30 protein-coding genes and 2 pseudogenes are annotated in these 22,720 nt (G+C 52.2%); 29 read left to right on the plus strand and 3 right to left on the minus strand.

Features of this window, described 5'->3' with window-relative positions:
* The first annotated feature begins 203 nt into the window (after positions 1-203).
* The 4 genes from ACWWJF_RS00730 to ACWWJF_RS00745 all read left to right on the plus strand — a co-directional run bounded on the left by ACWWJF_RS00730 (position 204) and on the right by ACWWJF_RS00745 (position 2,894).
* A complete protein-coding gene (locus ACWWJF_RS00730; protein WP_455868374.1) occupies positions 204-692 on the plus strand; it encodes a ricin-type beta-trefoil lectin domain protein in 489 nt (162 codons plus the stop codon).
* A 268-nt stretch (positions 693-960) separates the two neighbouring features.
* The gene (locus ACWWJF_RS00735) at positions 961-1,212 is read left to right on the plus strand and encodes a phage holin family protein (protein WP_455868375.1); all 252 of its coding nucleotides are present in this window, start codon (positions 961-963) and stop codon (positions 1,210-1,212) included.
* An 82-nt stretch (positions 1,213-1,294) separates the two neighbouring features.
* The gene (locus ACWWJF_RS00740; RefSeq protein WP_455868376.1) at positions 1,295-1,744 is read left to right on the plus strand and encodes a lysozyme; all 450 of its coding nucleotides are present in this window, start codon (positions 1,295-1,297) and stop codon (positions 1,742-1,744) included.
* A 109-nt stretch (positions 1,745-1,853) separates the two neighbouring features.
* Positions 1,854-2,894, plus strand: a complete 1,041-nt coding sequence (locus ACWWJF_RS00745; RefSeq protein WP_455868377.1) for an IS481 family transposase — start codon at positions 1,854-1,856, stop codon at positions 2,892-2,894.
* Between the two features lie 56 nt (positions 2,895-2,950).
* Here the strand turns inward: ACWWJF_RS00745 and ACWWJF_RS00750 are convergent.
* Positions 2,951-3,223 (minus strand): annotated as a pseudogene (locus ACWWJF_RS00750) (ATP-binding protein); the annotation flags it as partial.
* Positions 3,224-3,237: 14 nt separating this feature from the next.
* A complete protein-coding gene (gene istA, locus ACWWJF_RS00755; RefSeq protein ID WP_455868378.1) occupies positions 3,238-4,767 on the minus strand; it encodes an IS21 family transposase in 1,530 nt (509 codons plus the stop codon).
* Positions 4,768-5,048: 281 nt separating this feature from the next.
* Here istA and ACWWJF_RS00760 point away from each other — a divergent pair, with 281 nt between their 5' ends.
* The 4 genes from ACWWJF_RS00760 (at position 5,049) to ACWWJF_RS00775 (ending at position 7,094) form a co-directional block, all read left to right on the plus strand.
* Complete coding sequence (locus ACWWJF_RS00760; RefSeq protein ID WP_455868379.1) at positions 5,049-5,738, plus strand: Rha family transcriptional regulator; 690 nt, start codon at positions 5,049-5,051, stop codon at positions 5,736-5,738.
* Positions 5,710-6,186, plus strand: a complete 477-nt coding sequence (locus ACWWJF_RS00765; protein WP_455868380.1) for a hypothetical protein — start codon at positions 5,710-5,712, stop codon at positions 6,184-6,186. The genes ACWWJF_RS00760 and ACWWJF_RS00765 overlap by 29 nt, the downstream gene beginning before the upstream one ends.
* Positions 6,158-6,349, plus strand: coding sequence for an Rz1-like lysis system protein LysC (lysC, locus tag ACWWJF_RS00770; RefSeq protein ID WP_455868381.1), 192 nt, complete (start codon positions 6,158-6,160; stop codon positions 6,347-6,349). The genes ACWWJF_RS00765 and lysC overlap by 29 nt, the downstream gene beginning before the upstream one ends.
* A gap of 211 nt (positions 6,350-6,560) precedes the next feature.
* Positions 6,561-7,094 carry a phage antirepressor N-terminal domain-containing protein gene (locus ACWWJF_RS00775; RefSeq protein WP_455868382.1) on the plus strand — a complete coding sequence of 178 codons (534 nt, stop codon included), beginning with the start codon at positions 6,561-6,563 and terminating at the stop codon, positions 7,092-7,094.
* A 135-nt stretch (positions 7,095-7,229) separates the two neighbouring features.
* On the opposite strand, the gene ACWWJF_RS00780 is transcribed toward ACWWJF_RS00775, so the two are convergent.
* Positions 7,230-7,436: a hypothetical protein gene (locus ACWWJF_RS00780; protein ID WP_455868383.1), complete on the minus strand. Its 207-nt coding sequence runs from the start codon at positions 7,434-7,436 to the stop codon at positions 7,230-7,232.
* A gap of 139 nt (positions 7,437-7,575) precedes the next feature.
* On the opposite strand from ACWWJF_RS00780, the gene ACWWJF_RS00785 reads away from it, so the two are divergent.
* From ACWWJF_RS00785 to ACWWJF_RS00885, 21 genes and pseudogenes are all read left to right on the plus strand, one after another.
* On the plus strand, positions 7,576-7,707 hold the full coding sequence (locus tag ACWWJF_RS00785; RefSeq protein ID WP_455868384.1) for a hypothetical protein: 132 nt from the start codon (positions 7,576-7,578) through the stop codon (positions 7,705-7,707).
* A gap of 10 nt (positions 7,708-7,717) precedes the next feature.
* Positions 7,718-7,933, plus strand: a complete 216-nt coding sequence (locus tag ACWWJF_RS00790) for a hypothetical protein (RefSeq protein ID WP_455868385.1) — start codon at positions 7,718-7,720, stop codon at positions 7,931-7,933.
* 203 nt (positions 7,934-8,136) lie between these two features.
* Positions 8,137-8,367: pseudogene (locus ACWWJF_RS00795) on the plus strand (phage regulatory protein/antirepressor Ant); the annotation flags it as partial.
* 70 nt (positions 8,368-8,437) lie between these two features.
* A complete protein-coding gene (locus tag ACWWJF_RS00800) occupies positions 8,438-9,895 on the plus strand; it encodes a glycosyltransferase family 2 protein (protein ID WP_455868386.1) in 1,458 nt (485 codons plus the stop codon).
* Complete coding sequence (locus ACWWJF_RS00805; RefSeq protein WP_455868465.1) at positions 9,877-10,476, plus strand: hypothetical protein; 600 nt, start codon at positions 9,877-9,879, stop codon at positions 10,474-10,476. The genes ACWWJF_RS00800 and ACWWJF_RS00805 overlap by 19 nt, the downstream gene beginning before the upstream one ends.
* Positions 10,469-10,837, plus strand: coding sequence for an HNH endonuclease (locus tag ACWWJF_RS00810; protein WP_455868387.1), 369 nt, complete (start codon positions 10,469-10,471; stop codon positions 10,835-10,837). The genes ACWWJF_RS00805 and ACWWJF_RS00810 overlap by 8 nt, the downstream gene beginning before the upstream one ends.
* Positions 10,838-11,019: 182 nt before the next feature.
* Positions 11,020-11,511: a terminase small subunit gene (locus ACWWJF_RS00815; RefSeq protein WP_455868388.1), complete on the plus strand. Its 492-nt coding sequence runs from the start codon at positions 11,020-11,022 to the stop codon at positions 11,509-11,511.
* 2 nt (positions 11,512-11,513) lie between these two features.
* The gene (locus tag ACWWJF_RS00820) at positions 11,514-13,172 is read left to right on the plus strand and encodes a terminase large subunit (RefSeq protein ID WP_455868389.1); all 1,659 of its coding nucleotides are present in this window, start codon (positions 11,514-11,516) and stop codon (positions 13,170-13,172) included.
* Positions 13,173-13,254: 82 nt separating this feature from the next.
* Complete coding sequence (locus tag ACWWJF_RS00825) at positions 13,255-15,189, plus strand: phage major capsid protein (RefSeq protein WP_455868390.1); 1,935 nt, start codon at positions 13,255-13,257, stop codon at positions 15,187-15,189.
* A gap of 38 nt (positions 15,190-15,227) precedes the next feature.
* Positions 15,228-15,395, plus strand: coding sequence for a hypothetical protein (locus ACWWJF_RS00830; protein ID WP_455868391.1), 168 nt, complete (start codon positions 15,228-15,230; stop codon positions 15,393-15,395).
* The gene (locus ACWWJF_RS00835) at positions 15,395-16,753 is read left to right on the plus strand and encodes a phage portal protein (protein WP_455868392.1); all 1,359 of its coding nucleotides are present in this window, start codon (positions 15,395-15,397) and stop codon (positions 16,751-16,753) included. Before ACWWJF_RS00830 ends, ACWWJF_RS00835 begins: the two co-directional genes overlap by 1 nt.
* Positions 16,750-18,315, plus strand: a complete 1,566-nt coding sequence (locus ACWWJF_RS00840; protein WP_455868393.1) for a phage portal protein — start codon at positions 16,750-16,752, stop codon at positions 18,313-18,315. Before ACWWJF_RS00835 ends, ACWWJF_RS00840 begins: the two co-directional genes overlap by 4 nt.
* Positions 18,312-18,638, plus strand: a complete 327-nt coding sequence (locus ACWWJF_RS00845; RefSeq protein ID WP_455868394.1) for a head-tail connector protein — start codon at positions 18,312-18,314, stop codon at positions 18,636-18,638. The genes ACWWJF_RS00840 and ACWWJF_RS00845 overlap by 4 nt, the downstream gene beginning before the upstream one ends.
* A gap of 9 nt (positions 18,639-18,647) precedes the next feature.
* The gene (locus tag ACWWJF_RS00850) at positions 18,648-18,989 is read left to right on the plus strand and encodes a phage head closure protein (RefSeq protein ID WP_455868395.1); all 342 of its coding nucleotides are present in this window, start codon (positions 18,648-18,650) and stop codon (positions 18,987-18,989) included.
* Positions 18,982-19,431: an HK97-gp10 family putative phage morphogenesis protein gene (locus ACWWJF_RS00855; RefSeq protein ID WP_455868396.1), complete on the plus strand. Its 450-nt coding sequence runs from the start codon at positions 18,982-18,984 to the stop codon at positions 19,429-19,431. Before ACWWJF_RS00850 ends, ACWWJF_RS00855 begins: the two co-directional genes overlap by 8 nt.
* Positions 19,428-19,775, plus strand: a complete 348-nt coding sequence (locus tag ACWWJF_RS00860; protein WP_455868397.1) for a hypothetical protein — start codon at positions 19,428-19,430, stop codon at positions 19,773-19,775. Before ACWWJF_RS00855 ends, ACWWJF_RS00860 begins: the two co-directional genes overlap by 4 nt.
* A 64-nt stretch (positions 19,776-19,839) precedes the next feature.
* The gene (locus ACWWJF_RS00865; protein WP_455868466.1) at positions 19,840-20,547 is read left to right on the plus strand and encodes an immunoglobulin domain-containing protein; all 708 of its coding nucleotides are present in this window, start codon (positions 19,840-19,842) and stop codon (positions 20,545-20,547) included.
* Between the two features lie 17 nt (positions 20,548-20,564).
* Positions 20,565-21,044, plus strand: coding sequence for a phage tail assembly chaperone (locus tag ACWWJF_RS00870; RefSeq protein ID WP_455868398.1), 480 nt, complete (start codon positions 20,565-20,567; stop codon positions 21,042-21,044).
* Positions 20,962-21,237: a phage tail assembly protein T gene (locus ACWWJF_RS00875; protein WP_455868467.1), complete on the plus strand. Its 276-nt coding sequence runs from the start codon at positions 20,962-20,964 to the stop codon at positions 21,235-21,237. Before ACWWJF_RS00870 ends, ACWWJF_RS00875 begins: the two co-directional genes overlap by 83 nt.
* A 65-nt stretch (positions 21,238-21,302) precedes the next feature.
* Positions 21,303-21,464, plus strand: a complete 162-nt coding sequence (locus ACWWJF_RS00880) for a YebO family protein (protein WP_455868399.1) — start codon at positions 21,303-21,305, stop codon at positions 21,462-21,464.
* A gap of 57 nt (positions 21,465-21,521) precedes the next feature.
* A protein-coding gene (locus ACWWJF_RS00885) for an IS3 family transposase (protein WP_455868400.1) occupies positions 21,522-22,690 on the plus strand; the annotation gives its coding sequence in 2 pieces (ribosomal slippage) (positions 21,522-21,777 and positions 21,777-22,690; 1,170 coding nt in all).
* The last annotated feature ends 30 nt before the right edge of the window (positions 22,691-22,720 follow it).

Consider the following 22,720-nt stretch of genomic DNA (forward strand, 5'->3'; position numbering starts at 1 on the left):
GCATTTTCAAGGCTACGCTCCGGCGTGGCCTTTTTTCTGACCGACAGCCACCCTAGACGAGGTGGAGCGATGAAATCTATGGAAAAATACACCACCGGCTCCGCCTAAAGCTGAAGCCTTACTGCGTGCCTCCGTGGTGATTTTTTATACACTGACGGAGTTTCATTAAACACATTAACATAAGGAAAATTGCAATGAAAAAAATGAAACTGGCAATAATGACTACCTGTCTCTGCCTCTCGGTGCCGGTGTCTTTTAGCGCCTTGGTCGCATCTGATGTCACCGAAAATATAATGACGGGAGCACAGGTTCACACCGTGACCCAAACGGTCAAATCGGGTTTTATCTCAATAGCGAATGGTCGTAATTGCGCAGTAGCAAGTGCAGATAATCATAGTAGCATTCTGTCGCCTTGCCCATCGCAACCGTCTCAGCCAGAAGAAATTATCACGGTCTATTATATTGAGCTGCAAAATGGCATGTGTTTAGAGGACAGGGGCGGTAGCACAGTGGCGTTAAAAAGATGCCGTATTGGTGACGGCAAGCAGCAGTGGAAAAGGGGGGTTAACGCAGGAACTGAGTTGAAAAATGTGGTGACCGGAAAATGTCTTACCACTCAAGGGTTAAACAAGCAATTGAAAGTGGCGTCCTGTAACGGCTCGCCGGCTCAGTATTGGAAACTGCCTCAGTAACCCACAACCCATGATGAGATGAAGGCTGCCTTAGGGTCATATCGTTATACACATCTTTCTAACGCACTGTTTAATCAATGAGTTACGGGTTTATCTCAGAGTGGCATTTTGAACCTCAAAAAGCCAATGGGATGGCTTGAATGCCTTAATTCACGGGGTTCTGAGCATCCTGTTCAAAAAATGGCCAAAAGATGTGTATAACGATATGCCTTAGGTGGCCTTTTTCCTTACTGTTTTGTTTAAAATCCGCCCTAAGTAAGCCGTCAATATGCCTGAAAAAGAGCCTGCATTCTGGTACGCCTTTATCAACTGGATACAACGTCATCAGACTGAATTTGGCTATGCGACGCTGGCGGCCTTGTTTTCTTTTTTGCGCAACGCGTGTGTCAAAAGTTCATGGAGTCGACGCTTATTCGATGCGATGTCATGCAGTGCCCTGGCATTCTTTGTCAAACCCTTACTGAGTCTGGTTGAAAATATTTTAACTGGTCCTTACCTGACGCGACACCAGAATTACTAGCAATTTATATTGGTTATGTGGGAACAGATTATATCCGTGAGCGCATAAAGGCGTTTACACGACATAGGGATCTGAAGTAACGATGCAAATGAGTTCGCAAGGATTAGCACGGATAAAGGCGTTTGAGGGCATTAAGCTCAATGCCTATCAATGCAGCGCTGAAAAATGGACTGTCGGCTACGGGCATACCACCGGCGTCAAGGCAGAGGATGTTATTACGCCAGCGCAGGCGGACACTTTTCTGCGTGACGATATCGACGCTGTGGTTGAAGAGCTGAATGCCTTGATAACCGTGCCGGTGAGCCAGAATCAGTTTGATGCATTGTGTTCACTGGTTTTCAATATCGGCATCGGGGCTTTTGGCACTTCGACGTTGCTTAAGAAGCTGAATGAAGGTGATTACTCTGGTGCAGCGGCAGAGTTTCCCAAATGGTGCCATGTCACCGTCAAGGGTAAAAAATTACCGCTGCCCGGCTTGATTAAGCGCCGCCAGGAAGAGAAAGCTCTGTTTGAATCAGTGATTAATAACTGAATTAAAGTGTATTAGTCGCGACTTGATCTGACACTGGACCTTGAAAGGTTGAGAGTTACCGGTTTTGATATGGGTGTCGAATCCTTATACAAAACACGAGGTAACTCTCATGCTTCATACTAACAATCCCATCATCAAACACAAAGCCGGCCTGCTCAATCTCGCCGAAGAACTCGGTAACGTATCAAAAGCCTGTAAAATCATGGGGGTGTCACGCGACACGTTTTATCGCTATCAGGAACTGGCGGCAGAAGGCGGCATTGACGCTCTGGTTAACCAAAACCGCCGGGTTCCCAACCTGAAAAACCGTGCTGATGAAGCCACTGAACGTGCGGTTGTTGATTACGCCATTGAGTTCCCGGCTCATGGCCAGCACCGGACCAGTAATGAGCTGCGTAAAAAAGGCGTCTTCATTTCTGGCAGCGGTGTGCGCTCCATCTGGCAACGACACGATCTGGAAAACTTTCGTAAGCGCCTGAAGGCACTTGAGGAAAAAGTTGCCAGAGAAGGCATTGTACTTACTGATGCTCAAATCGCTGCACTGGAGAAGAAGGTGCACGACGACGAAGCCTGTGGTGAAATAGAGACTGCTCACCCGGGTTATCTGGGGTCGCAGGACACCTTCTACGTGGGTAATCTGAAAGGTGTTGGCCGTATCTACCAGCAGACGTTCGTGGATACGTACTCGAAAGTGGCGCACTGCAAGCTTTACACGAGTAAAGCACCGATCTCTGCCGCCGACCTGCTCAATGATCGCGTGCTGCCGTTCTACGAAGCTCAGGGGCTGCCAATGCTAAGAATACTGACGGACAGGGGGACGGAGTACTGCGGTAAAGTGGAACAACATGACTATCAGCTGTACTTGGCTATCAACGATATAGACCATACGAAAACGAAAGCGATGTCTCCGCAGACAAACGGTATCTGCGAGCGCTTCCATAAAACTATTTTGCAGGATTTTTATCAGGTTGCGTTCCGTAAGAAGTTATACGAGGACCTAGAAAGTCTACAAAAGGATCTGGACAACTGGTTGTGGCATTACAATAATGAGCGAACTCATCAGGGTAAAATGTGCTGCGGGCGTACGCCAATGGCCGCGTTACTTGATGGTAAACGAGTCTGGGCAGAAAAAAATCTGAACCAGATTTAATCTGACAGACACCTGTATAAATAACCGGTAACTGTTAGATCAGGTCTGAGCTAATACAGAAGCTCGCGCATCTGTTCGGCCTTTAACCCTCGGGAGACCGGATAGTACATACCCTCAGGGGTTGCACCGTGGCGCAACCGTGCCTGCTTTCTCAACCGCCCAACACGGCTGTTTTCACGATTCAGTAGCTCTTCTTCGACAAGTAACCCCAGGCGTTCTGCGAACCCCAGCTCATTGTATGTACCAGGTGCCTCACGCTGGCGTATCATGCCATCGGCCATTGCCGACAGCTTCAGCGTTCTAAGTTTGGTTAGCAGGTCATCAGTCATAACGACTCCCTTTTTCAGTGGTAATATTTTGGACCACGCAGATTCTCGTGCTCCAGTGGAAGCTGTAACTCTCTATTTCCTTTAACTGTTTCTCCGATGCCCTCCCTGTTGTGACGCAGCAGATTCTCGATAAAACGCCTTTCCGGATGGTTCAGCCCGCAGGCCTTGTCACAGGCTTTTTCCAGCCGTTCGGCACCGTATTTTTTCTGGAGCGACAGTAGGCCGAGAACAGCCCGATAAGCCTGCTCAGGATGATTCTTCGCGTTTAGCATCGCTTCCACCACCTGCCAGGTCGCCTTGCCGGTTCTCGCGGCATTATCCAGCAGCTTTTCAGGTGTCCAGCTGCTGTGCCCGCGGTGATTGACCGGCATGTGTGCCGGATTCGTGCTGTGGCTGTACTGCCGATCGCTGCGAGGGTGCTGAGCCACGCAGCGGCCCTTATGCCAGACCTGGACCAACGTCTGACCCGCTTTTACCGACAGCCTTTCACCAACCAGCTCATGGGGAACGGAGTACCAGTGGCGGTCGTATTCGACGTGATAGTCAGGAGCGACCTTCACCGCACGGTATTCGGTGTATTCATAGGGCATGGCTGGCAACGGCTGCAGGCACGGCGCATCGAGCAGCGCAAAGCGCTGCGCTCGGCTCTGGCCCCCATAACCTTTCATTGGCCGGTTATTCAGCTCGGTCATCAGCTCACTGAGCCTGACGTTGAGCGCATGCATCGTATGGAAGGTTTCATTGCGTATTCGCGCCAGGAGCCACCTTTCGACCAGCAGGACGCCGTTTTCCACTTTGGCCTTGTCTTTCGGTTTGTAGGGTCTGGCTGGCATCACTACCGTGCTGTAATGCGAGGCCAAAGACTGATAGCTGTCGTTGATGACCGGCTCGTAGCGATCTGCTTTGCTCACCGCGCTACGCAGATTATCGGGTACCAGCAGGGCTGGAACGCCGCCGAGGAAGGTCAGGCAGTGGCTGTTAGCATTCAGCCAGCTCATCATGTCCTGACCGGGGCAGGCTTCTGCATAGGTATAATTTGACGCTCCCATGACAGCGACGAAGATGGCGACCCGGCGCACATTTCCCGTATCGGGGTCGGATACCGGCACCGTGGGCCCGCAGAAGTCGATGAACAGCTTCTCACCGGCACGGTGGGTCTGGCGCATCGAGCGTTTCTGGCATTTCTTCCATTGGCGATAACAACGGCAGAACTGAGAGTAGCCCAGCGCCATTTCTCCGGTTTCGGTGCTGTATTCTATCCACAACAGCTGCCTGGTAACCCCTGGCCGTCTTAGCTCGGTATCGATATACAGCCAGTCTGGCGCGATAAGCTCCGAGGTGCGCATTCTGCGGGTGGGGAACAGCATCTTTTCCAGTTTTTCTGGCAAGAGCGCATCAGGCAATGGCCACGACAGCGATGCGGCGGTAAAACGGGAGAGCACCTCATAAACTGTGGAAGGGCTGACCCTAAGAGCAGCGGCGATGGTGCGATTAGACTGGTTGCACTCAAATTTGAGTTTGAAGATCTGAAGACAAGTCTCCATGGGACTCCTGCTTTTTCTCTTTCTGGCCATCGTTATCTCCATTTCAGTAGAAACTGCGAACGGAGAGGAGGTTAGAAGAGTTAAGTCCCGAGTGATCGATACGACGCGAATCAGTGATCGACCTTAGATGCGAAATCGTGATCGATTGTCATGCGAATCACTGATCGATCACGATGCGAATATGCAATATGAGCCTGAGACAGAGTGGCGGTTTCATCGCTAACCACTCTTGGGCCACTCATGTCTACGAGGCAGGCTCTATCATCAAAAGGAAATAAGCGATGCAATTAGTGGAAATAAAGAAATTTGATCTTGTAGCGAATACTATGGCGATTGCTGAGGGTGTTGAGAAAGATCATGACACCATTATCAAGCTTGTTGACCGTAACAAAGCCGATCTGGAAGAGTTCGGGCCACTCGGATTTGAAATCCGTATGGTTGAAAGAAGTCAAGGTGGTGGCAAGCCTCTTCGTATTGCATTTCTCTACGAGCAGCAAACTACACTCTTAATTACCTACATGCGCAATAATGATGCCGTTCGTGTATTCAAGAAGAAGCTGGTTTCCGAGTTCTTCCGTATGCGCAAGGCATTAGCGGGCAAGAAGATGGATCGCAATATTGCCAGGCTTGAGTACAAGCCAATGACTGATGCTATCAAGCATGAGCGCGAGGCACATGGCAAGACGATTGCCCCACACCATTTCAGCAACGAGGCCGACCTGATTAACCGGATAGCACTTGATATGACGGCGGTTAAATTCCGTGTTCATCACGAAATAGGTAAGCAGGAGAGTATCCGCGACTACCTGCCCCCTGAGCAGATTCACTGCATTACCGAACTGCAACGCGCCAACACGGTATTCATTGGTATGGGATGGGACTTTGAGCAACGCAAGGCCACGCTGATGGGAATATTTAACAAAAACCATCGCCAACCGCTGATTGAAGAGCAGTACAGACTGGCAGCATGATGCGCTGGAAACTTATTTGGGTGATTGCTGCCTTGCTGGCATTGATGACCGGCGCGGCGAAGGAAGAGTCACTATGTCTATCAGGGATACCGTAATCGCTATTTTGCTTGCTCTCATTGCTATGCTGTCATTCGGCGTCTACTACTACCACGACGCGTACAGTGATAAAACGGAAGACCTCGAAGCAGCAGCGCGGAAACAACAGCAGGCCGAAACTATCGCTGGAAATGTGATCCAGTCAATGCGTATCTTCAACGCCATCACGCGGGCCAATCACGATGAAAAACAGCAGATACAGCGGCGGTCTGAAACTACCGTGGTTTACATTCGTGAAAAGTTATCGACTGATGAGTGTGCTAGTCGGCCTGTTCCTGATGATGTCGTTAGCAAGCTGCGAGAGCACGCGGACAGAATTCGTAATGGCTCCAGTAGTCCCCATCCCCGCTGAACTTTTACAGGACTGTCCAGCACCAAAAATTCCGTATCAAATGAACTACGGCAAGAGTGTAGCGCTGAATGAAGAACTGCTGACCGTTATTGAGAAGTGTAACGCCGACAAGCGAAGCATTCGTGAAATCGAAGGATCCGGGAAGAATTTACCTGCCAAGTAGCTGTGCAACTCTGTGAAGAAGTGGCAAGGCTGCGAAACCAAACAATGATCCTCGGCACCGTCCGGGGTTTTTTTTCGCCTGCGCTTCATACGCGCATATCAACAAACCCTGAGGCTATTCACAAAAGCGACCTTGGAGAACGCCAGTAATTGGTGTGCTCAGGGGCTGGCTGTTCGTGTGATCTAAGGTCTCTTTTTGAAGGTAAACACCAATGAACAAGATGATCGTTACTGCAACATTTTACGGCACGGAACTTTACGTTATTGAGCACAATGGCGAGCCTCATGTGCCAATGAAACCCATTGTTGAAGGCATGGGGATGACTTGGCAGTCTCAATTAGAGAAGTTAAAACAACGCTTTAAATCAACTGTAACGGAAATCGTTATAGTTGCTTCTGATGGCAAGGAGAGAAAAATGGCTTGCCTTCCTTTGCGCAAACTTGCTGGATGGCTCCGTACCATCTATCCCAATAAGGTCAAGCCCGAAATCCGTGACAAAGTGGTTCAGTATCAAGAGGAGTGTGATGACGTGCTCTATGAATACTGGACAAAAGGACAAGTCATTAATCCCCGTAAGCGTAGCGTTATGCAAGAACTCAATGCAGCTTGCGCTGAATTAAAAAGTGACAAAGCCGTTGCTAGCGTGTTTGGCACGGGATTGAACGAGTGGAAAGGCATCAAGGCAGCACATGCGAAGAAAATTAAAGTGCTGATTGAAGAAGCTCAATTGTTGCTGACATTTTAAGGGGGAGACCATGAGCAATATTCCTGCTCCCGAATGCTTTTGCTGGCGCGTCGCGGATGCCTACATGTACCACCTGATGGCAACTAACCGTCGCCCGGTATACCGCTATCAGGCTGGTGATATCGAAGTCTGCCGCTATTTTCTTTGTGGTTTCCTTGATGACCACTTATCGAAAATATCGCCGCCGAAAAGGGCTGCATTTTGTCTTCGTTTGCTTGAGCCGTTTACTTTGACACCTGATCCTCGCGCCATCATCTGTGGGGGTAAAGCCATATCGTTATACACATCTTTTGGCCATTTTTTGAACAGGATGCTCAGAACCCCGTGAATTAAGGCATTCAAGCCATCCCATTGGCTTTTTGAGGTTCAAAATGCCACTCTGAGATAAACCCGTAACTCATTGATTAAACAGTGCGTTAGAAAGATGTGTATAACGATATGGGGTAAAGCCCCTATGTTGAATCGTCGAGGTGTCCGGTACATGAATGCATTAATGCACCAATACGGGGATACCCTAATGGATGTCGGCGTTAAAGATGAGCGAGGAGTGCTTGTTTTACCACCAGAAAGCGACTGGGCAAACCTGAAATTCAGCGATGTCTTGTTTGAATAAGGGAAGCCGAATGAAAGACTACACGCCATTCATTGAAAAGCATGTGGTCGCTGAACTGGTGAAACAGGGCTATGAGCCATCGGTTGCCCTGAAGGGGGCAGACAGGGCGATAGACCACTACCGCTGTTCAAGCTCAGCATCAGGGAAGGGGAAGATGTTTGACGATTGCTTTCGCATAGCAAAGGCATGGGCGATGAAGTACCAGCCGAAAACCAAAAATCGATAAGCCTCGTATCTCGCGGGACTTTTTTTCGCCTGTAGTCAATCAAACCGTGCATTCGCGTGCACTTCACTAGAGAGCTTTCCGTCGTGTGAGTCTGAGATAGGGCGGTGGATCACATCGTTCCGCTCTCGGCTGCCCATGTCTACGCGAACAGGCTCGCACCACAGAAGGGAAATACGCTGCAATATCCCGTTAATGATCAATCAATGTCCATGACCAGCCTTGAAATAGCTGATCTGGTAGAAAAGCGGCACGACAACGTTAAGCGCACCATCGAAACGCTGATAGAAAAAAGCGTAATAGCGTCTCCTCAAGTTGAGGAAAAGCCAACTGCCGGGCGTCCGATGTTGATTTACGTTTTTGAAGGGGAGCAGGGTAAGCGCGATAGCATTGTTGTAGTCGCTCAACTGTCCCCGGAGTTCACTGCTAAACAAATCCACACGGTAGCCAACTGTCCTAACCCGAAAAATCAGCATTCAACCTGGTTGATTACTTATCGGAGAAAATATGCAGGTCATTATTGATAATGTTCCGTATGCGCCTGTCTGTCATCCTTCTGCCCGGATCGGAATTGCTATCTCTACGCACAATCGCGCTGACGTTCTACGTCGCGCCCTGACGCAACATCTGCAGTTTTTACCCGCTGGCGCGCGAGTGGTTGTTGTAGACGACGGGTCAAATCCTGCCGCTTCAGTACCCGCGGGTGTGCAACGGGTTCGCCATGAAACATCATTCGGCATTGTCGCATCGAAGAACGCCAGCCTGGCCGCGCTGATGGATGCCGGATGCGAACATTTGTTTCTGTGGGATGACGATGCGTGGCCGATCACCGATAACTGGCATGTGCCCTATATCGCGTCGCCAGAACCACATCTGGCTTATCAGTTTCTTGACCTGGCTGGACCAAGAAAGCTGAAAGATATAGCAGTGCTTTATCGCGATGATAAACACGTTGCTTATACCGGACAACGTGGCGTGATGCTCTACTACCACCGCAGCGCCATTGAAAAAGTCGGCGGATTCGACTGGATTTACGGGCGCGGCATGTACGAACACAGCGACCTCGCCATGCGCATACATAATGCCGGGCTGACTACCTGGGCTTTTGCTGATGTCGTGGGTTCAGAAAAGCTCATTCATTCTCTTGATGAATATGAACACGTTACTCGGTCAGTTCCTCGACCTGATCGCGAAGCGCTAGTTAAACGAAATGTAAAAATTCACAACGGGCGGCGCGATACGGGGTATGTCGGTTATGTCGAATACCGACGCCAGCACGACGTTGTGATCACAACATTACTGACGAGCCAACCTGACCCGCAGCGCGGTAGCAGAATGCAGCCTGACCCGGCGGCGCTTGAGGTATGGGCTAAATCAATTCAGGATGCTGACGCCGTAGTGCTGGCTGACCAACTAACCTCCACACCTGATGGCGCTCAACGGGTGACAGTTCCTGATGTTGCAATGAACGTCTATTTCCGCCGCTGGCTGCACGTCTGGCAGTACCTGCGTGATCACCCTGAATACCGGTTCGTCTGGTGTACCGATGGAACCGATGTCGAAATGCTGAGCGCGCCGTGGGATGACATGGAGGCCGGGAAGACTTACGTCGGCTCCGAACCGAAGACTTATGCCGATGTATGGGCGAAGCAGAGCCATCCCGAACGCATCTATCAGGCGTTCCTCGAAGGCCATCGCAACGACGTGATGCTTAACGCCGGGCTGCTGGGCGGAACGCGTGATGATGTTATGGCATTCGCTCACGGCATCATTCGCCTGTATTACCGAATCGAAAGCTATCGGTTCTGGAAGATGGAACAACCGGCGGCCGCAGTAGGCGACATGATCGCCTTTGGCATCGTTGCACAGTCATTTGCTGACCGGCTTATCACCGGCCCGCAGGTTCACACCGTGTTCAAGACGGATGGACTCGGTAAGGAGAATGCCTGGTGGAAACACAAATAAAGTTTGTTGTTGTTGGGCATCACTCAAGAGAGCCACAGGCGAGGGCACTGGCTTATCAAATCGGCCCAACTTCCCACGTCATGATTGACCCTGAGGATCATGGCGCAGCCTGGGGCCATCGTCGGGCGCTTGAGTGGGCCGCTGGGCTGGATTTTCGGGTGGTGATCATTGAAGACGATGCACTACCGGTTGCTGGGTTTGTCAATAAGGCTGCTGAATGGCTGAGCCGCTTCCCTGATTCTTTGTGCTCCTTCTATCTTGGCACCGGACGTCCGCCGCAATATCAAATGCAAATCGCCGAGAGGTTGATAGTGGCTGACAAGATGCGGGCAGACCACATCACGCTAACGCGCCTCATACATGGTGTTTGCTATAGCGTGCCGCCGCAGCATGTCGATCGCGTGCTGTCCCGCTGGGACAACAGCAAACCCGCTGATTACGCCGTGGGTGATGCATACGGTGGCAGCGTCATCTATCCCTGTTACTCATTGGTGGACCATGCCGATGGTGAACCGGTAGAGCGTCACCCTGATGCCACTGCACGCACAGAGCGCCGCAGGGCCTGGAGGCTACATGTCTAAATTGAAAACGTTGCAGCCGAGACTGAAAGCCATCGACACCCGCAGGATAAAGCCGGTCTTTGGCGAGCATAGGCGCGTGAGTGGCAGCGCTAGGGTAAGCCTGAAGCGGCGTATTTATGCGCGTGACGGTGGTCACTGCTGCATGTGTGATCGTGTTGTTGACCTGCACGATAGCGAACTGGATCACCGGGTGGCGCTGCAGTTTGGTGGCAACAATGGAGAAGCTAACCTTTGGACGCTCTGCATTGAATGTCACTCAGGCAAGTCAGCGCGTGAAGCCTCGACGGGTCAGCCTGATGAGGAGGCGCTGAAGCATTACATTCCCGACGATGGCCTGGGGCCGAACATCGTGGTGATCTGACCATCGTGACAAGGGTTCTCAATATCACTTCGCCATTGGCTGAGTTTGAAATCATTAAAAATAAAATGATATTTATTCTCATTTAACAATGAGGGGGGGGGGGTTGGGTGTTAACCTCGATCGCCTTGGGCACCGCACTCCCTCTCACGCACAGAAAAAATTCCCCTCTGGAGGGGGTAAACATGTTAACAGCACAAAAGCGTAAATTCGCTCTCGCGCTGATGTCCGGGATGTCCCAGAAAGCGGCGGCAATAAAGGCGGGATACTCAGAGAAATCCGCGCGGTCAAAGGGGTCGCAGCTTGCTAAAGACCCGGAGGTCATCGCGTTTATAAAGCGAAAAAAGAATGAAAAAGTCGACGTTGATGATGAACCCGCGTACCGCCGAAATGTTTATACCCCAGCAGTAAACGCGCCCGGAGAAAAAACGCCTCGCACGACATTGACGCCCAGTCAATTTGAAGACCCTCTGGCGTTTCTTAAGTGGGTGATGAATGACACGGGAAATGAAATTGAAACCCGGAAAGATGCAGCAAAAGCGATGCTGCCTTATAAGCATCCCAAGATGGGGGATACCGGTAAAAAGGACGCCAAAAGCGACGCGGCCAGAAAAGCAGCCAATAAATTTGCCGTCCCACAACCGCCTAAACTGGTGGTAAATAACCGCGAGACATAGCTATGCCTGAATGGACAACCGCCTGCCCTGACTGGGCCGAGCGCCTGAAAAAAGGTCAGTCGATTATTCCTGCGCCGATTTACCCGCAGCAGGCTGAAATAGCCCTCAACGTTTTCAGACAACTGAAGATTGTGGATGCACCAGGATCGCCTACTTTCGGTGAAGCCTGTGCGCAGTGGGTGTTCGATCTGGTGGCCGCATTGTTTGGTTCTTACGATGCTGAAACCGGACGTCGGCACATCACGGAAGTGTTTGTTTTGATACCGAAGAAGAACTCAAAGTCTACGCTTGCCGCCGGGATCATGATGACGGCGTTGCTGCTCAACTGGCGACAGGCTGCCGGATACACCATTATTGCACCGACGGTTGAGGTTGCCACTAACGCGTTCAATCCCGCCCGGGATATGGTGAAGCGTGACGATGACCTTGATGACCTGTGTCAGGTTCAGACCCACATCCGGACTATCACCCACCGCGGCACAGATACCACCTTGAAAGTGGTGGCGGCTGATCCCAATACGGTTTCGGGCATCAAGTCGGTTGGCACGCTGATAGATGAATTATGGCTTTTCGGGAAGCAGCACAACGCTGACGATATGCTGCGCGAGGCGATAGGTGGCTTAGCATCGCGGCCTGAAGGTTTTGTGATGTACACCACCACGCAGTCGAACGATCCGCCGGCCGGCGTGTTCAGACAAAAACTTCAGTATGCCCGCGATGTGCGCGACGGAAAAATAGTCGATCCACATTTCCTGCCCGTTATTTTTGAACATCCTCCTGAAATGGTGGCCAGCGGCGAACATCTGCTGGTGGAAAACCTTGCAATGGTTAACCCTAACCTGGGCTTTTCGGTGGATGAGAAATTTCTTTATCGGGAGTTCAGGAAAGCCAAAGACGCCGGGGAAGAGGAATTCCGCGGCTTTATGTCAAAACATGCCAATGTTGAAATCGGCCTTGCCCTACGCGCTGACCGCTGGGTCGGCGCTGATTTCTGGGCGCAGCAGGCGCATAAAGTCAGCTTTGAGGAAATACTCCAGCGCGCTGAGGTGATCACCGTTGGTATTGATGGCGGGGGGCTGGATGACCTGCTGGGCCTGTCGATGATTGGGCGGGATAAAACGACACGCGAGTGGCTGGCATGGAGTCACGCCTGGGCGCATATGATAGCGCTGGAAAGGCGAAAAAGTGAGATCCCGAAACTCAGGGACTTCGAAAAGGCGGGTGACCTGACCATCGTGAAACGGGTCGGAATGGATGTCGAACAGGTTGTTGAGTATGTGAGCCGTATTCAGGATGCTGACCTGCTGGATAAAATTGGTATTGACCCCTCCGAGGTCGGGCAGATCCTTGACGCCCTGAGCGCGGCAGACATTCCCGCTGAATCAGTGGTGGGTGTCAGTCAGGGATGGCGTCTTGGCGGCGCGATAAAAACGACTGAACGCAAGCTTGCGGAAGGCGTGCTTATTCATGGTGGACAGCCGATGATGGCCTGGTGCGTGGGAAATGCGAGGGTTGAACCGAAAGGCAACGCCATTCTGATCACCAAGCAGGCCAGCGGCAAGGGCAAGATTGATCCGCTGATGGCGCTGTTCAATGCCGTTTCCCTGATGGCCCTTAACCCCGAACCTGCAAAAAAAGATTACCAGGTATTTTTCGTATAACAAACACGTCAGTTAATGACCCGCTCATTACTGGGGATCCCTCAGCGCACAGGCGGGTTTTTTCATTTCTGGAGGACAGAAAATGACGCTTAAGCGCGCCTGTACCCTCATGACGGTGAAGTCGGTAAATGAGGATGATCGGATTATTACCGGCATCGCCTCCACGCCGTCACCCGATCGTGACGGTGACATCATGGAGCCAGAGGGGGCGAAATTCCGTAGTGACACGCCGTTCCTCTGGCAGCACGACCGCTCGCAACCTATCGGCACCTGCACACCAAAAATGGTGAAGGAAGGATTGCAGATCACCGCAACGTTGGTGAAACCAACGTCTGACATGCCATCGCCGTTGGTCGCCCGTCTCGATGAGGCATGGGCATCGATAAAGGCGGGGTTAGTCCGGGGACTGTCTATCGGCTTCCGGCCGATTGACTATTCCTTCCTTGACGAAGGGGGTATCCGCTTTTTGTCCTGGGACCTGCTTGAAGTCTCGGCTGTAACTATTCCGGCAAATGCCGAATGTTCCATCCAGACCGTTAAATCGTTCGATCGCCAGCTTCTCGCCGCGTCAGGCAATGAGAAGCCGGTAGTGAAAACCGCTAAAACCGCTGGCGCTACAGCAACCAATACCAAAAAAGGAATCAATTCGATGAATATCGCAGAACACATTAAGAGCTTCGAAGCGAAACGTGCGGCGCTGGCAGCCTCCCTTGATGAAGTGATGTCCAAAGCAGCCGAAGAGGGGCGAACGCTGGATGCTGAGGAAGAGGAATGCTACGACAACACCTCCGCAGAAATCAAATCTGTGGATGCGCACCTTAAACGTCTGCGCGACATGGAAAGCAATATGGCAGCGACCGCTAAGCCGGTTTCTAAAGCCGCTAATGGTGAAGTCACTACTGTTAAGGCCGCTACACCGGGGATTATCCGCGTCGACCAGAAGCTGGAGAAAGGTATCGCCTTTGCCCGTTTCGCGAAAGCACTGGCCGCTGCTAACGGCAGCCGTTCTGAAGCGCTGGAGATCGCCCGTAAACAGTATCCTGATGATGCGAAGCTTCACCATGTGCTGAAAGCCGCGGTGGGTGCCGGTACCACCACCGATCCTACTTGGGCTGGCGCGCTGGTGGAGTATCAGGAATATGCGCAGGATTTTGTTGAATTCCTCCGTCCGCAGACCATTATCGGTCGATTTGGCCAGGGTGGCATCCCGGCCCTGCGTCAGGTGCCGTTCAACATCCGTATTCCGGCGCAGACGTCCGGCGGCTCAGCGAACTGGGTGGGACAGGGTAAGGCAAAACCGCTGACTAAATTCGACGTTGAGTCGATCACATTCAGCTTTGCCAAGGTGGCGGCTATCGCGGTACTGACCGATGAGTTGATCCGCTTTTCCAATCCGGCCGCCGATGCACTGGTGCGTAACGCGCTCGCTGAAGCGGTCATTGCTCGCCTGGATACTGACTTTATCAACCCGGCAAAAGCTGAAGTTGCTAACGTTTCCCCTGCATCCGTCACTCATGGCATTGCTGCGATCCCGTCCACCGGCAGCCCGGATGAGGATGCTGCTGCCGCCTTTGGGGTTTTCGTTGCCGCTAACCTGCAACCAAACGGCGCGGTCTGGTTGATGTCCAGCACTACCGCGCTGGCGCTGTCCATGCGTAAGAATGCTCTGGGTCAGAAAGAATACCCTGACATGACGTTGCTTGGCGGTACCTTCCAGGGGCTTCCGGTCATTGTTTCCCAGTACGTTGGTAGCCAACTGGTGTTTGTGAACGCGCCGGATATTTATCTGGCTGATGATGGTGGCGTGGCGGTGGATATGTCTCGTGAAGCATCGCTGGAAATGGAAAGTGAACCCACCGGCGACAGCATCACGCCTGCCGGCACTGAACTGGTCTCCATGTTCCAGACCAACAGCGTGGCTATCCGCGCCGAGCGCTGGATTAACTGGAAGCGCCGTCGCACAGCAGCGGTAGCGGTTATTTCTGGTGTGAACTACAGCGCCAACCAGGGCAGCTAAACGGCGGAAGGAGGGCGGGGGAAACCCCGCCGTATTGCATGGCAAAAATCAGATATCTGCAACGTACCCATGCTCCCGTTCCGGGCGACGTGAAAGCCGTGGACAATCGGTGCGCAAAGGTGCTGGTGCTGCTTGGCAAGGCGGACTATTTCACCGGTGCGCGTACCGATGGCAAAAAGAATAAGCGAAAAGCGGAGAACGGCTAATGTGGAATCCTTTGCGGAGAAAACAGGGAAAAGAAAAAGCCCTGCAGCAGCCTATCAGCCGCGGAGGCTGGACGTCATTATTCGGCTTTATTCATGAACCCTTCGCCGGGGCATGGCAGCGTAACCTTGAAATTAATCAGGACACCGTGCTTTCTTATTATGCTGTATTCGCCTGCATCTCGCTGATTGCGAGTGATATCGCCAAGATGCCGCCACGGCTGATGCGTCGTGACTCAGGAGGGGTCATGCAGGAGGTAAAAGCAGGAGACATTCCGGCACTGTACAAAAGACCCAATGCCTTTCAGAACCGAATACAGTTCTTTGAGCACTGGCTGAACTCCAAGCTGTGCCACGGGAATACGGTGGCGTTAAAAATACGTAATAACACCGGAAAAATTACCGAACTCAGGCTGCTGGACTGGAACAAGGTTACTCCACGGGTGGCGGATGATGGTTCGATCTTCTACCAGATAAACCCGGACAATATGGCCGGAATTGAATCGTCGGTTACAGTCCCTGCTCGTGAGGTGATACACGATCGCTTCAATTGTCTTTTCCACCCGCTCATCGGTTTATCTCCTCTTTACGCTGCTCGTCTGGCGGCGATGCAGGGACATCACATACAGGAAAACTCAGCTTATTTTTTCCGTAACGGCGGAAAGCCAAGCGGTGTGATTGAGGTGCCCGGGTCCCTAACTGAAGAGAACGCCAGAAAAATTAAAGATAACTGGGATACCGGATATTCCGGAGAGAATGCTGGGAAGACCGCCATTCTGAGTAACGGTGCTAAGTACAACCCGACAACGGTATCAGCTGCTGATGCGCAAACCGTCGAACAACTGAGCATGACAGCACAGATCATATGTTCCGTGTTTCATGTCCCGGCCTATAAAGTGGGTATCGGTGATCTCCCCACGCACGACAATATTGAAGCGCAGGACCAGCAATATTATTCGCAGTGCCTTCAGTCGCTCATTGAGTCGATAGAGTTGCTTCTGGATGAAGCCTTTGATCTCGATGGCGAAACGGGAACTGAGTTTGATGTAAATGCGCTGTTGCGTATGGACAGCGAGCGCCGCATCAAATCTCTCGGGGAGGGCGTGAAAAATACCATTCTGACGCCAAATGAGGCGCGCAAGAGTGAAAATCTGCCGCCTTTACCCGGCGGTGATGCGCTGTATCTTCAGCAGCAAAACTTCAGCCTTGAAGCACTGGCCCGGCGTGATGCTTCTGATGATCCGTTTGCTAAATCCGTTGCCGACAGCCGTACGACACCTGACGAATCAGGCGGGAAGGCGATGTCTGAATCTGAACTGACAGCGGCAAAAGCCATGATAAGAGGATTGTTAGCCAAATGAATGAACGTGAACTTTCCCTTATCAGGGCGCTGGGGGAGGAATTTTCTCAGGCACTCGGCGAGCTACGTGGATCTTTCAGAAAAAGCCTCAGCGACCATCAGCAGGCAACGGAAGAGAAGCTGAGCATGCTCGCTCAGGAGGTTGCGACCCTGAGGGATTTTCCGGCGCCAGATTTTTCCACCTTGCTTGCCGATGCGGTGGCATCTGTTCCGGCTCCCGAAATTCCTCAGTTGCCGGATATCGGCGCTATGGTCAGTGCGGCCGTAGCGGAAATCCCAGCACCGCAGGACGGCAAAAGCGTGACAGTGGATGAGATCCTTCCTGTTTTGGAAGACCTTGTCAGCAAAGCCGTTGGTGAAATACCCGCGCCGAAGGACGGTAAAGACTACGATCCGGCTGTGCTTATGCAGGCCGTTGACGATGCAGTCAGTGCGGCCGTAGCGGAAATCCCAGCACCGCAGGACGGCAAAAGCGTGACAGTGGATGAGATCCTTCCTGTTTTGGAAGACCTTGTCAGCAAAGCCGTTGGTGAAATACCCGCGCCGAAGGACGGTAAAGACTACGATCCGGCTGTGCTTATGCAGGCCGTTGACGATGCAGTCAGTGCGGCCGTAGCGGAAATCCCAGCACCGCAGGACGGCAAAAGCGTGACAGTGGATGAGATCCTTCCTGTTTTGGAAGACCTTGTCAGCAAAGCCGTTGGTGAAATACCCGCGCCGAAGGACGGTAAAGACTACGATCCGGCTGTGCTTATGCAGGCCGTTGACGATGCAGTCAGTGCGGCCGTAGCGGAAATCCCAGCACCGCAGGACGGCAAAAGCGTGACAGTGGATGAAATCCTTCCTGTTTTGGAAGACCTTGTCAGCAAAGCCGTTGGTGAAATACCCGCGCCGAAGGACGGTAAAGACTACGATCCGGCTGTGCTTATGCAGGCCGTTGACGATGCAGTCAGTGAAGCCGTAGCCGCCATCCCAGCACCGCAGGATGGTAAAAGCGTGACGGTAGAAGAAGTCAGGCCAGTGTTGCAGGAACTTATTACGGCGGTGATGCCGGAAATTCCTGATGTTAACGCTCTCATCAGTGAGGCAATCGCAGAGATTCCCACGCCGGAACCTGGCAAACCCGGTGAAGATGGCCGTGATGCGCTTGCACTGGAATTACTGACTTTTATTGATGCGTCAAAAAGTTACCCACGGGGGTCTTATGCCACCCATAACGGTGGACTCTGGCGGGCTTACGAGAAAACTCACGGGACACATGGCTGGGAATGCATAGTCGATGGTGTGTCAGGCGTTGATATCAGCATGGATGGTCTGCGCCACTTTATTGTCACTGTTAACCGTGCAAGTGGAGCCAGCGAGAAAAAAGCTTTCGATGTACCAGTTATGGTGTACCGCGGCGTATTCAAATCAGGCGACGAATATCTGCCCGGCGATACGGTCACATGGGGGGGTTCACTCTGGCATTGTGATACCAGGACTCAGGATAAGCCTGGTGAGACCGGTTCTTCCGGATGGACGCTAGCTGCGAAGCGTGGGCGAGACGGGAGGGATAAAACGTGATTGAGTTTGTGACGTTGTCACAGGTAAAAGAGCACTTGCGCATTGATGATGACTCCAGTGATGACGATCTGCTTCTGAAAATTCAGTCCGGTAGCGCGGCGATCCTGTCTTATATCCAGGGTAGCCGGGAACGGGTTGTCGAAGGTAATGGCCGCCTGGTTGAAGGGGAGCCACTAAAGAGAGTACAGGCAGCGCTACTGGTATTACTTGGATACCTTGACCGAAACCGCAACGGAGAAGAGGAAGAGAAACTAAATCAGGGGGAACTCCCGCTCTCTGTGACGATGCTGATTTACGATCTCCGACGACCAACGATTATTTAGGGAGGAATTATGTTGGCAGGACGGTTACGCCACCGCGTCACCCTCCAGAACTTCACCACAACCCGCGATGCTGGTGGTCAGCCTATCAAGACGTGGTTTGATGCTGCTACTGTGTGGGCCGAGGTTGCACCTATAAGCGGGCGTGAGCGGGTGGCTTCTGGTGTGGTATCTGCCGAGGCGACGATCCGCGTGTGGATGCGTCACCGCCGTGATGTATCGGCGGCGTCACGGTTACTGTGCCTGAATGGGCCGTTTAAAGGCTTAACGCTGGACATTATCGGGCCACCTATTCCAGACGGTAAGTGCACTCGGTTGGAAATATTGTGCAAGCAGGGGGTGAAGCGTGATTGATTTTGGTCTTGATTTCTCCGGCCTGAACGATATTGCCAGAGATTTGGAAAAGTTGAGTCGGGCAGAAAACAACAATGTGCTGCGTGATGCCACTCGCGCCGGTGCCGAAGTGTTGAAGGAGGAGGTTATCGCACGCGCCCCGGTTCGCACCGGGAAAATGCGTAAAAACGTTGTGGTGGTTACTCAGAAATCACGGCGAAAGGGAGAAATCTCATCTGGCGTGCATATTCGCGGTGTGAATCCCCGAACGGGTAACAGCGACAACACCATGAAGGCGGAAAACCCGCGCAATGCCTTTTACTGGCGCTTTGTCGAAATGGGTACGTTGAATATGCCTGCGCATCCTTTTGTCAGACCAGCATTTGATGTCAGGCAAGAGGAAGCCGCTAACGCCGCCATTGCACGCGCAAACCGCGCTATCGATGAGGTGCTGAGTAAATGACCGAAACCGATATTCACCCACTGATAGCCGGGATAGCAAACGGTAATGTTTATCCGTACATCATTCCGCTGAATAACGAGGGTGAGCCAGCGATTTCCCCACCGTGGGTGGTGTTCTCGTTTGTGTCGCAACCCTCCGCTGATGTGTTATGCGGCCCGGCAGAAACTACCTCATCTATTCAGTTTGATGCTTACGCAAAAACGATGGCGCAGGCGCGTGAAATTTGTGGCACTGTTATTGTTGCTTTGTCACCACTTGGCCCCGGCGAACAACTGAAAACACACGGCTACGACACTGAAACGGCACTTTATCGCGCAACGGTAGAATTACAGTTCGTTGATTAACCCCACCCTAACACCCGTTCACCATCAACCCGCCACTGCGCGGGTTTTTCTTTTGGAGAAAGCTATGTCAGCCCTTTATGAAAAATCACAGAAGACGGTAATTAAAATCTCGTCTGCGCCGACGACCGCTGAAGATATGGCATCAGCGACATACATTGATTTAACCTGCACCATCAAAGAAATCCAGTTCACCGGGGGCCAGAAAAACGACATTGATGTCACCACGTTGTGCTCGGATGAACAGGAAAACATTAACGGTCTGCCCGCCCAGTCTGAAATTTCGCTGAGTGGCAACTTCTACCGCAGTCCGGCGCAAGATGCGCTACGTGATGCCTATGACAATGACACCCGCTATGCGTTTCAGGTGATCTTCCCGTCTGGCAACGGCTTTCAATTTTTGGCTGAAGTACGCCAACATACCTGGTCATCGGGTACTAATGGCGTGGTAGCGGCTACGTTCTCTCTGCGTCTGAAAGGCAAGCCGACAAACATTGTGCCGACGCCATTGGCGTTGACAACCAATCTGCCCGCCACAAAATCAGCAACGGCTGGATCGGCATTAACGTTAACGGTAGCGGCCAGTGGTGGCATAACGCCATACACCTATAAGTGGAAGAAAGGCGGTACCGTAGTGAGCAGTCAGACAGCCGCGACATTCAACAAGGCCAGCGCGGTAGCCGGTGATGCGGGTGTTTATACCTGTGAGGTGACAGATTCGGCACTATCGCCGGTTACCCTCACATCCGCATCCTGCACCGTCACCATTAGCTAACCCGGAGCAACAACCGCATGGCAAAGAAAAGCATTAAATCGCTGGCGCTGGCTCCCGGTGCTGGCTTTCTCACGAAGGCTATCGAGGTGCCAGAGTGGGAAGGGGTGAACGTCACTCTACGGGAACCCTCCGCAGAGGCGTGGTTACGTTGGCAGGATGCTGTGAAAACCGGCGATGACAGCGAAGTGTTATCTGTATCTGAACGCGCCCGCCGTCATCTTCACGCCGATGCCACGCTGTTTATCGATATTCTGCGTGATGAAGAGGGTGAACCTGTGTTTTCAGTCGATAATCTCGAAGAGGTGGAAAGCGTTTATGGTCCTGTACATAGTCGCTTGCTGCGTCAGGCGCTGGACATCATCAACGACGCGGAGGTCGCCAAAAAAAGTAACTCAACCTGGCATGCAGTTTTTGATGGCGCTGGCGCTCCGACTTGGGCGCACGCTGTCAGAAATGCGTCAGACGATGACAGCCAGCGAGTTGATGATGTGGATTGAGTACGACAAACTTTCCCCCATCAGTGATGCTCGGGGAGATATTCAAACGGCGCAGATTGTCAGTGCTGTTTGGGGTGCGCAGGGGGTAAAAGTGGCTCTGACTGACGCTATGCTTGACTGGTCAGGCAAGGAAGAGGAGGACACTGACCCGTTTGGCAATCTGGAGGCGTTTCTTTCTCAGGCTGCGAGTTAAGTAGATCCCCATGCTAACTGGTGTTAGGTTGTAACCACCTGTTACTTAAGATATGGGGATTTTAAATGAGTACCTCCGGATGGATTATAGTTTTTCTGATTGCCCGAATTATAGACTTGTTTATCTGGTATCTGTTAAACCGTAGTAGCGTTAGAGCCAATGATCAGATAAAAATCTTACAAGAAATAAATGAAAAACAATCCGCGCAAATTGTAGTGGCACACTGATACTGGCCACCTGATCGGAGGTGATATGCTCACCTCATCAACACGACAGGTGACCTCATGGGTAAACATTTTACGGCGGAATTTAAGCTCGAAGCCGCAAAGCTGGTTGTCGACCACGGCTACACATACGTTAAGGCCGCAGAGGCGGTTAATGTCAGCCATTCTGCCATTAGTCGCTGGGTCAATAAGCTTCGCCTTGAACGACAGGGAAAAACGCCAACGGGACTTCCTCTTACCCCTGAACAGCTCGAGCTGCGTGAGATGAAGAAAAAAGTCCAATGCCTTGAAATGGAGAACGAAATCCTAAAAAAGGCTACGGCGCTCTTAATGTCGGACTCACTCAACGGTTCACGGTAGTCGACAGGCTGAGGGCGCGATACCCGGTCACGGCGTTGTGCCAAACTTTTGAGGTACATCGCAGCAGCTACAGGCACTGGCAGGCTTCCGCTAATGAACCCGACGGTGAGCGCGTGGTTAAGTGTAGTCGCGTCATGGAAGCCTGGAACGCCAGCGGCGGCTCTGCCGGCGCTCGAAGTATCGCGACCATCGTCACCGGCAGCTCTGGTGTCAAAATGGGGCGCTGGCTGGCTGGCAAGCTGATGAAGGAGCTGGGTATCGCTAGCTGCCAGCGACCGGCTCACAAATACAAACGCGGCGGCAATGAACACGTTGAAATACCGAACTATCTCAACCGCCAGTTCGCGGTTACCGCGCCGGATCAGGTCTGGTGCGGCGATGTGACCTACATCTGGACGGGCAAATGCTGGGCTTACCTTGCGGTGGTGCTAGACCTGTTCGCCCGCAAACCGGTGGGCTGGGCTATGTCGACGTCGCCGGACTCGGCGCTGACAGTTAAAGCGTTGCAGATGGCCTGGGAACTCCGGGGACAACCAACAGGAGTCATGTTCCACAGCGACCAGGGCAGCCACTATACCAGCCGTCAATACCGGCAAGCCCTGTGGCGCTGCCGGATAAAGCAGAGTATGAGTCGGCGGGGTAACTGCTGGGATAATGCGCCAATGGAGCGGTTCTTCCGCAGCCTGAAGACAGAATGGGTGCCGACAAAGGGTTACAACAGCTTCAGCGAAGCCCAGGACGCGATTATCCGCTACATCACGGGGTATTACAGCGCTATCCGGCCTCACTGGTATAACGGCGGCTTAACTCCAAACGAATCTGAGCGACTGTTCTACATACAGTCTAATGCGGTGGCCAATATTAGTTGACCACTACAAATCAACATTATCATCGATAAA

The sequence above is a fragment of the Symbiopectobacterium sp. Eva_TO genome, assembly GCF_053848865.1.

Bases quoted from the DNA above. Each gene is read 5' to 3' on its own strand.
- ACWWJF_RS00730 (WP_455868374.1), top strand. From the start codon at position 204: ATGAAACTGGCAATAATGACTACCTGTCTCTGCCTCTCGGTGCCGGTG.
- ACWWJF_RS00800 (WP_455868386.1), top strand. From the start codon at position 8,438: ATGCAGGTCATTATTGATAATGTTCCGTATGCGCCTGTCTGTCATCCT.
- ACWWJF_RS00880 (WP_455868399.1), top strand. From the start codon at position 21,303: ATGAGTACCTCCGGATGGATTATAGTTTTTCTGATTGCCCGAATTATA.
- ACWWJF_RS00810 (WP_455868387.1), top strand. From the start codon at position 10,469: ATGTCTAAATTGAAAACGTTGCAGCCGAGACTGAAAGCCATCGACACC.
- ACWWJF_RS00775 (WP_455868382.1), top strand. From the start codon at position 6,561: ATGAACAAGATGATCGTTACTGCAACATTTTACGGCACGGAACTTTAC.
- ACWWJF_RS00785 (WP_455868384.1), top strand. From the start codon at position 7,576: ATGAATGCATTAATGCACCAATACGGGGATACCCTAATGGATGTCGGC.
- ACWWJF_RS00850 (WP_455868395.1), top strand. From the start codon at position 18,648: ATGTTGGCAGGACGGTTACGCCACCGCGTCACCCTCCAGAACTTCACC.
- ACWWJF_RS00745 (WP_455868377.1), top strand. From the start codon at position 1,854: ATGCTTCATACTAACAATCCCATCATCAAACACAAAGCCGGCCTGCTC.
- ACWWJF_RS00870 (WP_455868398.1), top strand. From the start codon at position 20,565: ATGGCAAAGAAAAGCATTAAATCGCTGGCGCTGGCTCCCGGTGCTGGC.
- ACWWJF_RS00840 (WP_455868393.1), top strand. From the start codon at position 16,750: ATGAATGAACGTGAACTTTCCCTTATCAGGGCGCTGGGGGAGGAATTT.
- istA (WP_455868378.1), bottom strand. From the start codon at position 4,767: ATGGAGACTTGTCTTCAGATCTTCAAACTCAAATTTGAGTGCAACCAG.
- ACWWJF_RS00860 (WP_455868397.1), top strand. From the start codon at position 19,428: ATGACCGAAACCGATATTCACCCACTGATAGCCGGGATAGCAAACGGT.
- ACWWJF_RS00875 (WP_455868467.1), top strand. From the start codon at position 20,962: ATGGCGCTGGCGCTCCGACTTGGGCGCACGCTGTCAGAAATGCGTCAG.
- ACWWJF_RS00865 (WP_455868466.1), top strand. From the start codon at position 19,840: ATGTCAGCCCTTTATGAAAAATCACAGAAGACGGTAATTAAAATCTCG.
- ACWWJF_RS00815 (WP_455868388.1), top strand. From the start codon at position 11,020: ATGTTAACAGCACAAAAGCGTAAATTCGCTCTCGCGCTGATGTCCGGG.
- ACWWJF_RS00740 (WP_455868376.1), top strand. From the start codon at position 1,295: ATGCAAATGAGTTCGCAAGGATTAGCACGGATAAAGGCGTTTGAGGGC.
- ACWWJF_RS00820 (WP_455868389.1), top strand. From the start codon at position 11,514: ATGCCTGAATGGACAACCGCCTGCCCTGACTGGGCCGAGCGCCTGAAA.
- lysC (WP_455868381.1), top strand. From the start codon at position 6,158: ATGGCTCCAGTAGTCCCCATCCCCGCTGAACTTTTACAGGACTGTCCA.
- ACWWJF_RS00760 (WP_455868379.1), top strand. From the start codon at position 5,049: ATGCAATTAGTGGAAATAAAGAAATTTGATCTTGTAGCGAATACTATG.
- ACWWJF_RS00735 (WP_455868375.1), top strand. From the start codon at position 961: ATGCCTGAAAAAGAGCCTGCATTCTGGTACGCCTTTATCAACTGGATA.
- ACWWJF_RS00830 (WP_455868391.1), top strand. From the start codon at position 15,228: ATGGCAAAAATCAGATATCTGCAACGTACCCATGCTCCCGTTCCGGGC.
- ACWWJF_RS00825 (WP_455868390.1), top strand. From the start codon at position 13,255: ATGACGCTTAAGCGCGCCTGTACCCTCATGACGGTGAAGTCGGTAAAT.
- ACWWJF_RS00835 (WP_455868392.1), top strand. From the start codon at position 15,395: ATGTGGAATCCTTTGCGGAGAAAACAGGGAAAAGAAAAAGCCCTGCAG.
- ACWWJF_RS00790 (WP_455868385.1), top strand. From the start codon at position 7,718: ATGAAAGACTACACGCCATTCATTGAAAAGCATGTGGTCGCTGAACTG.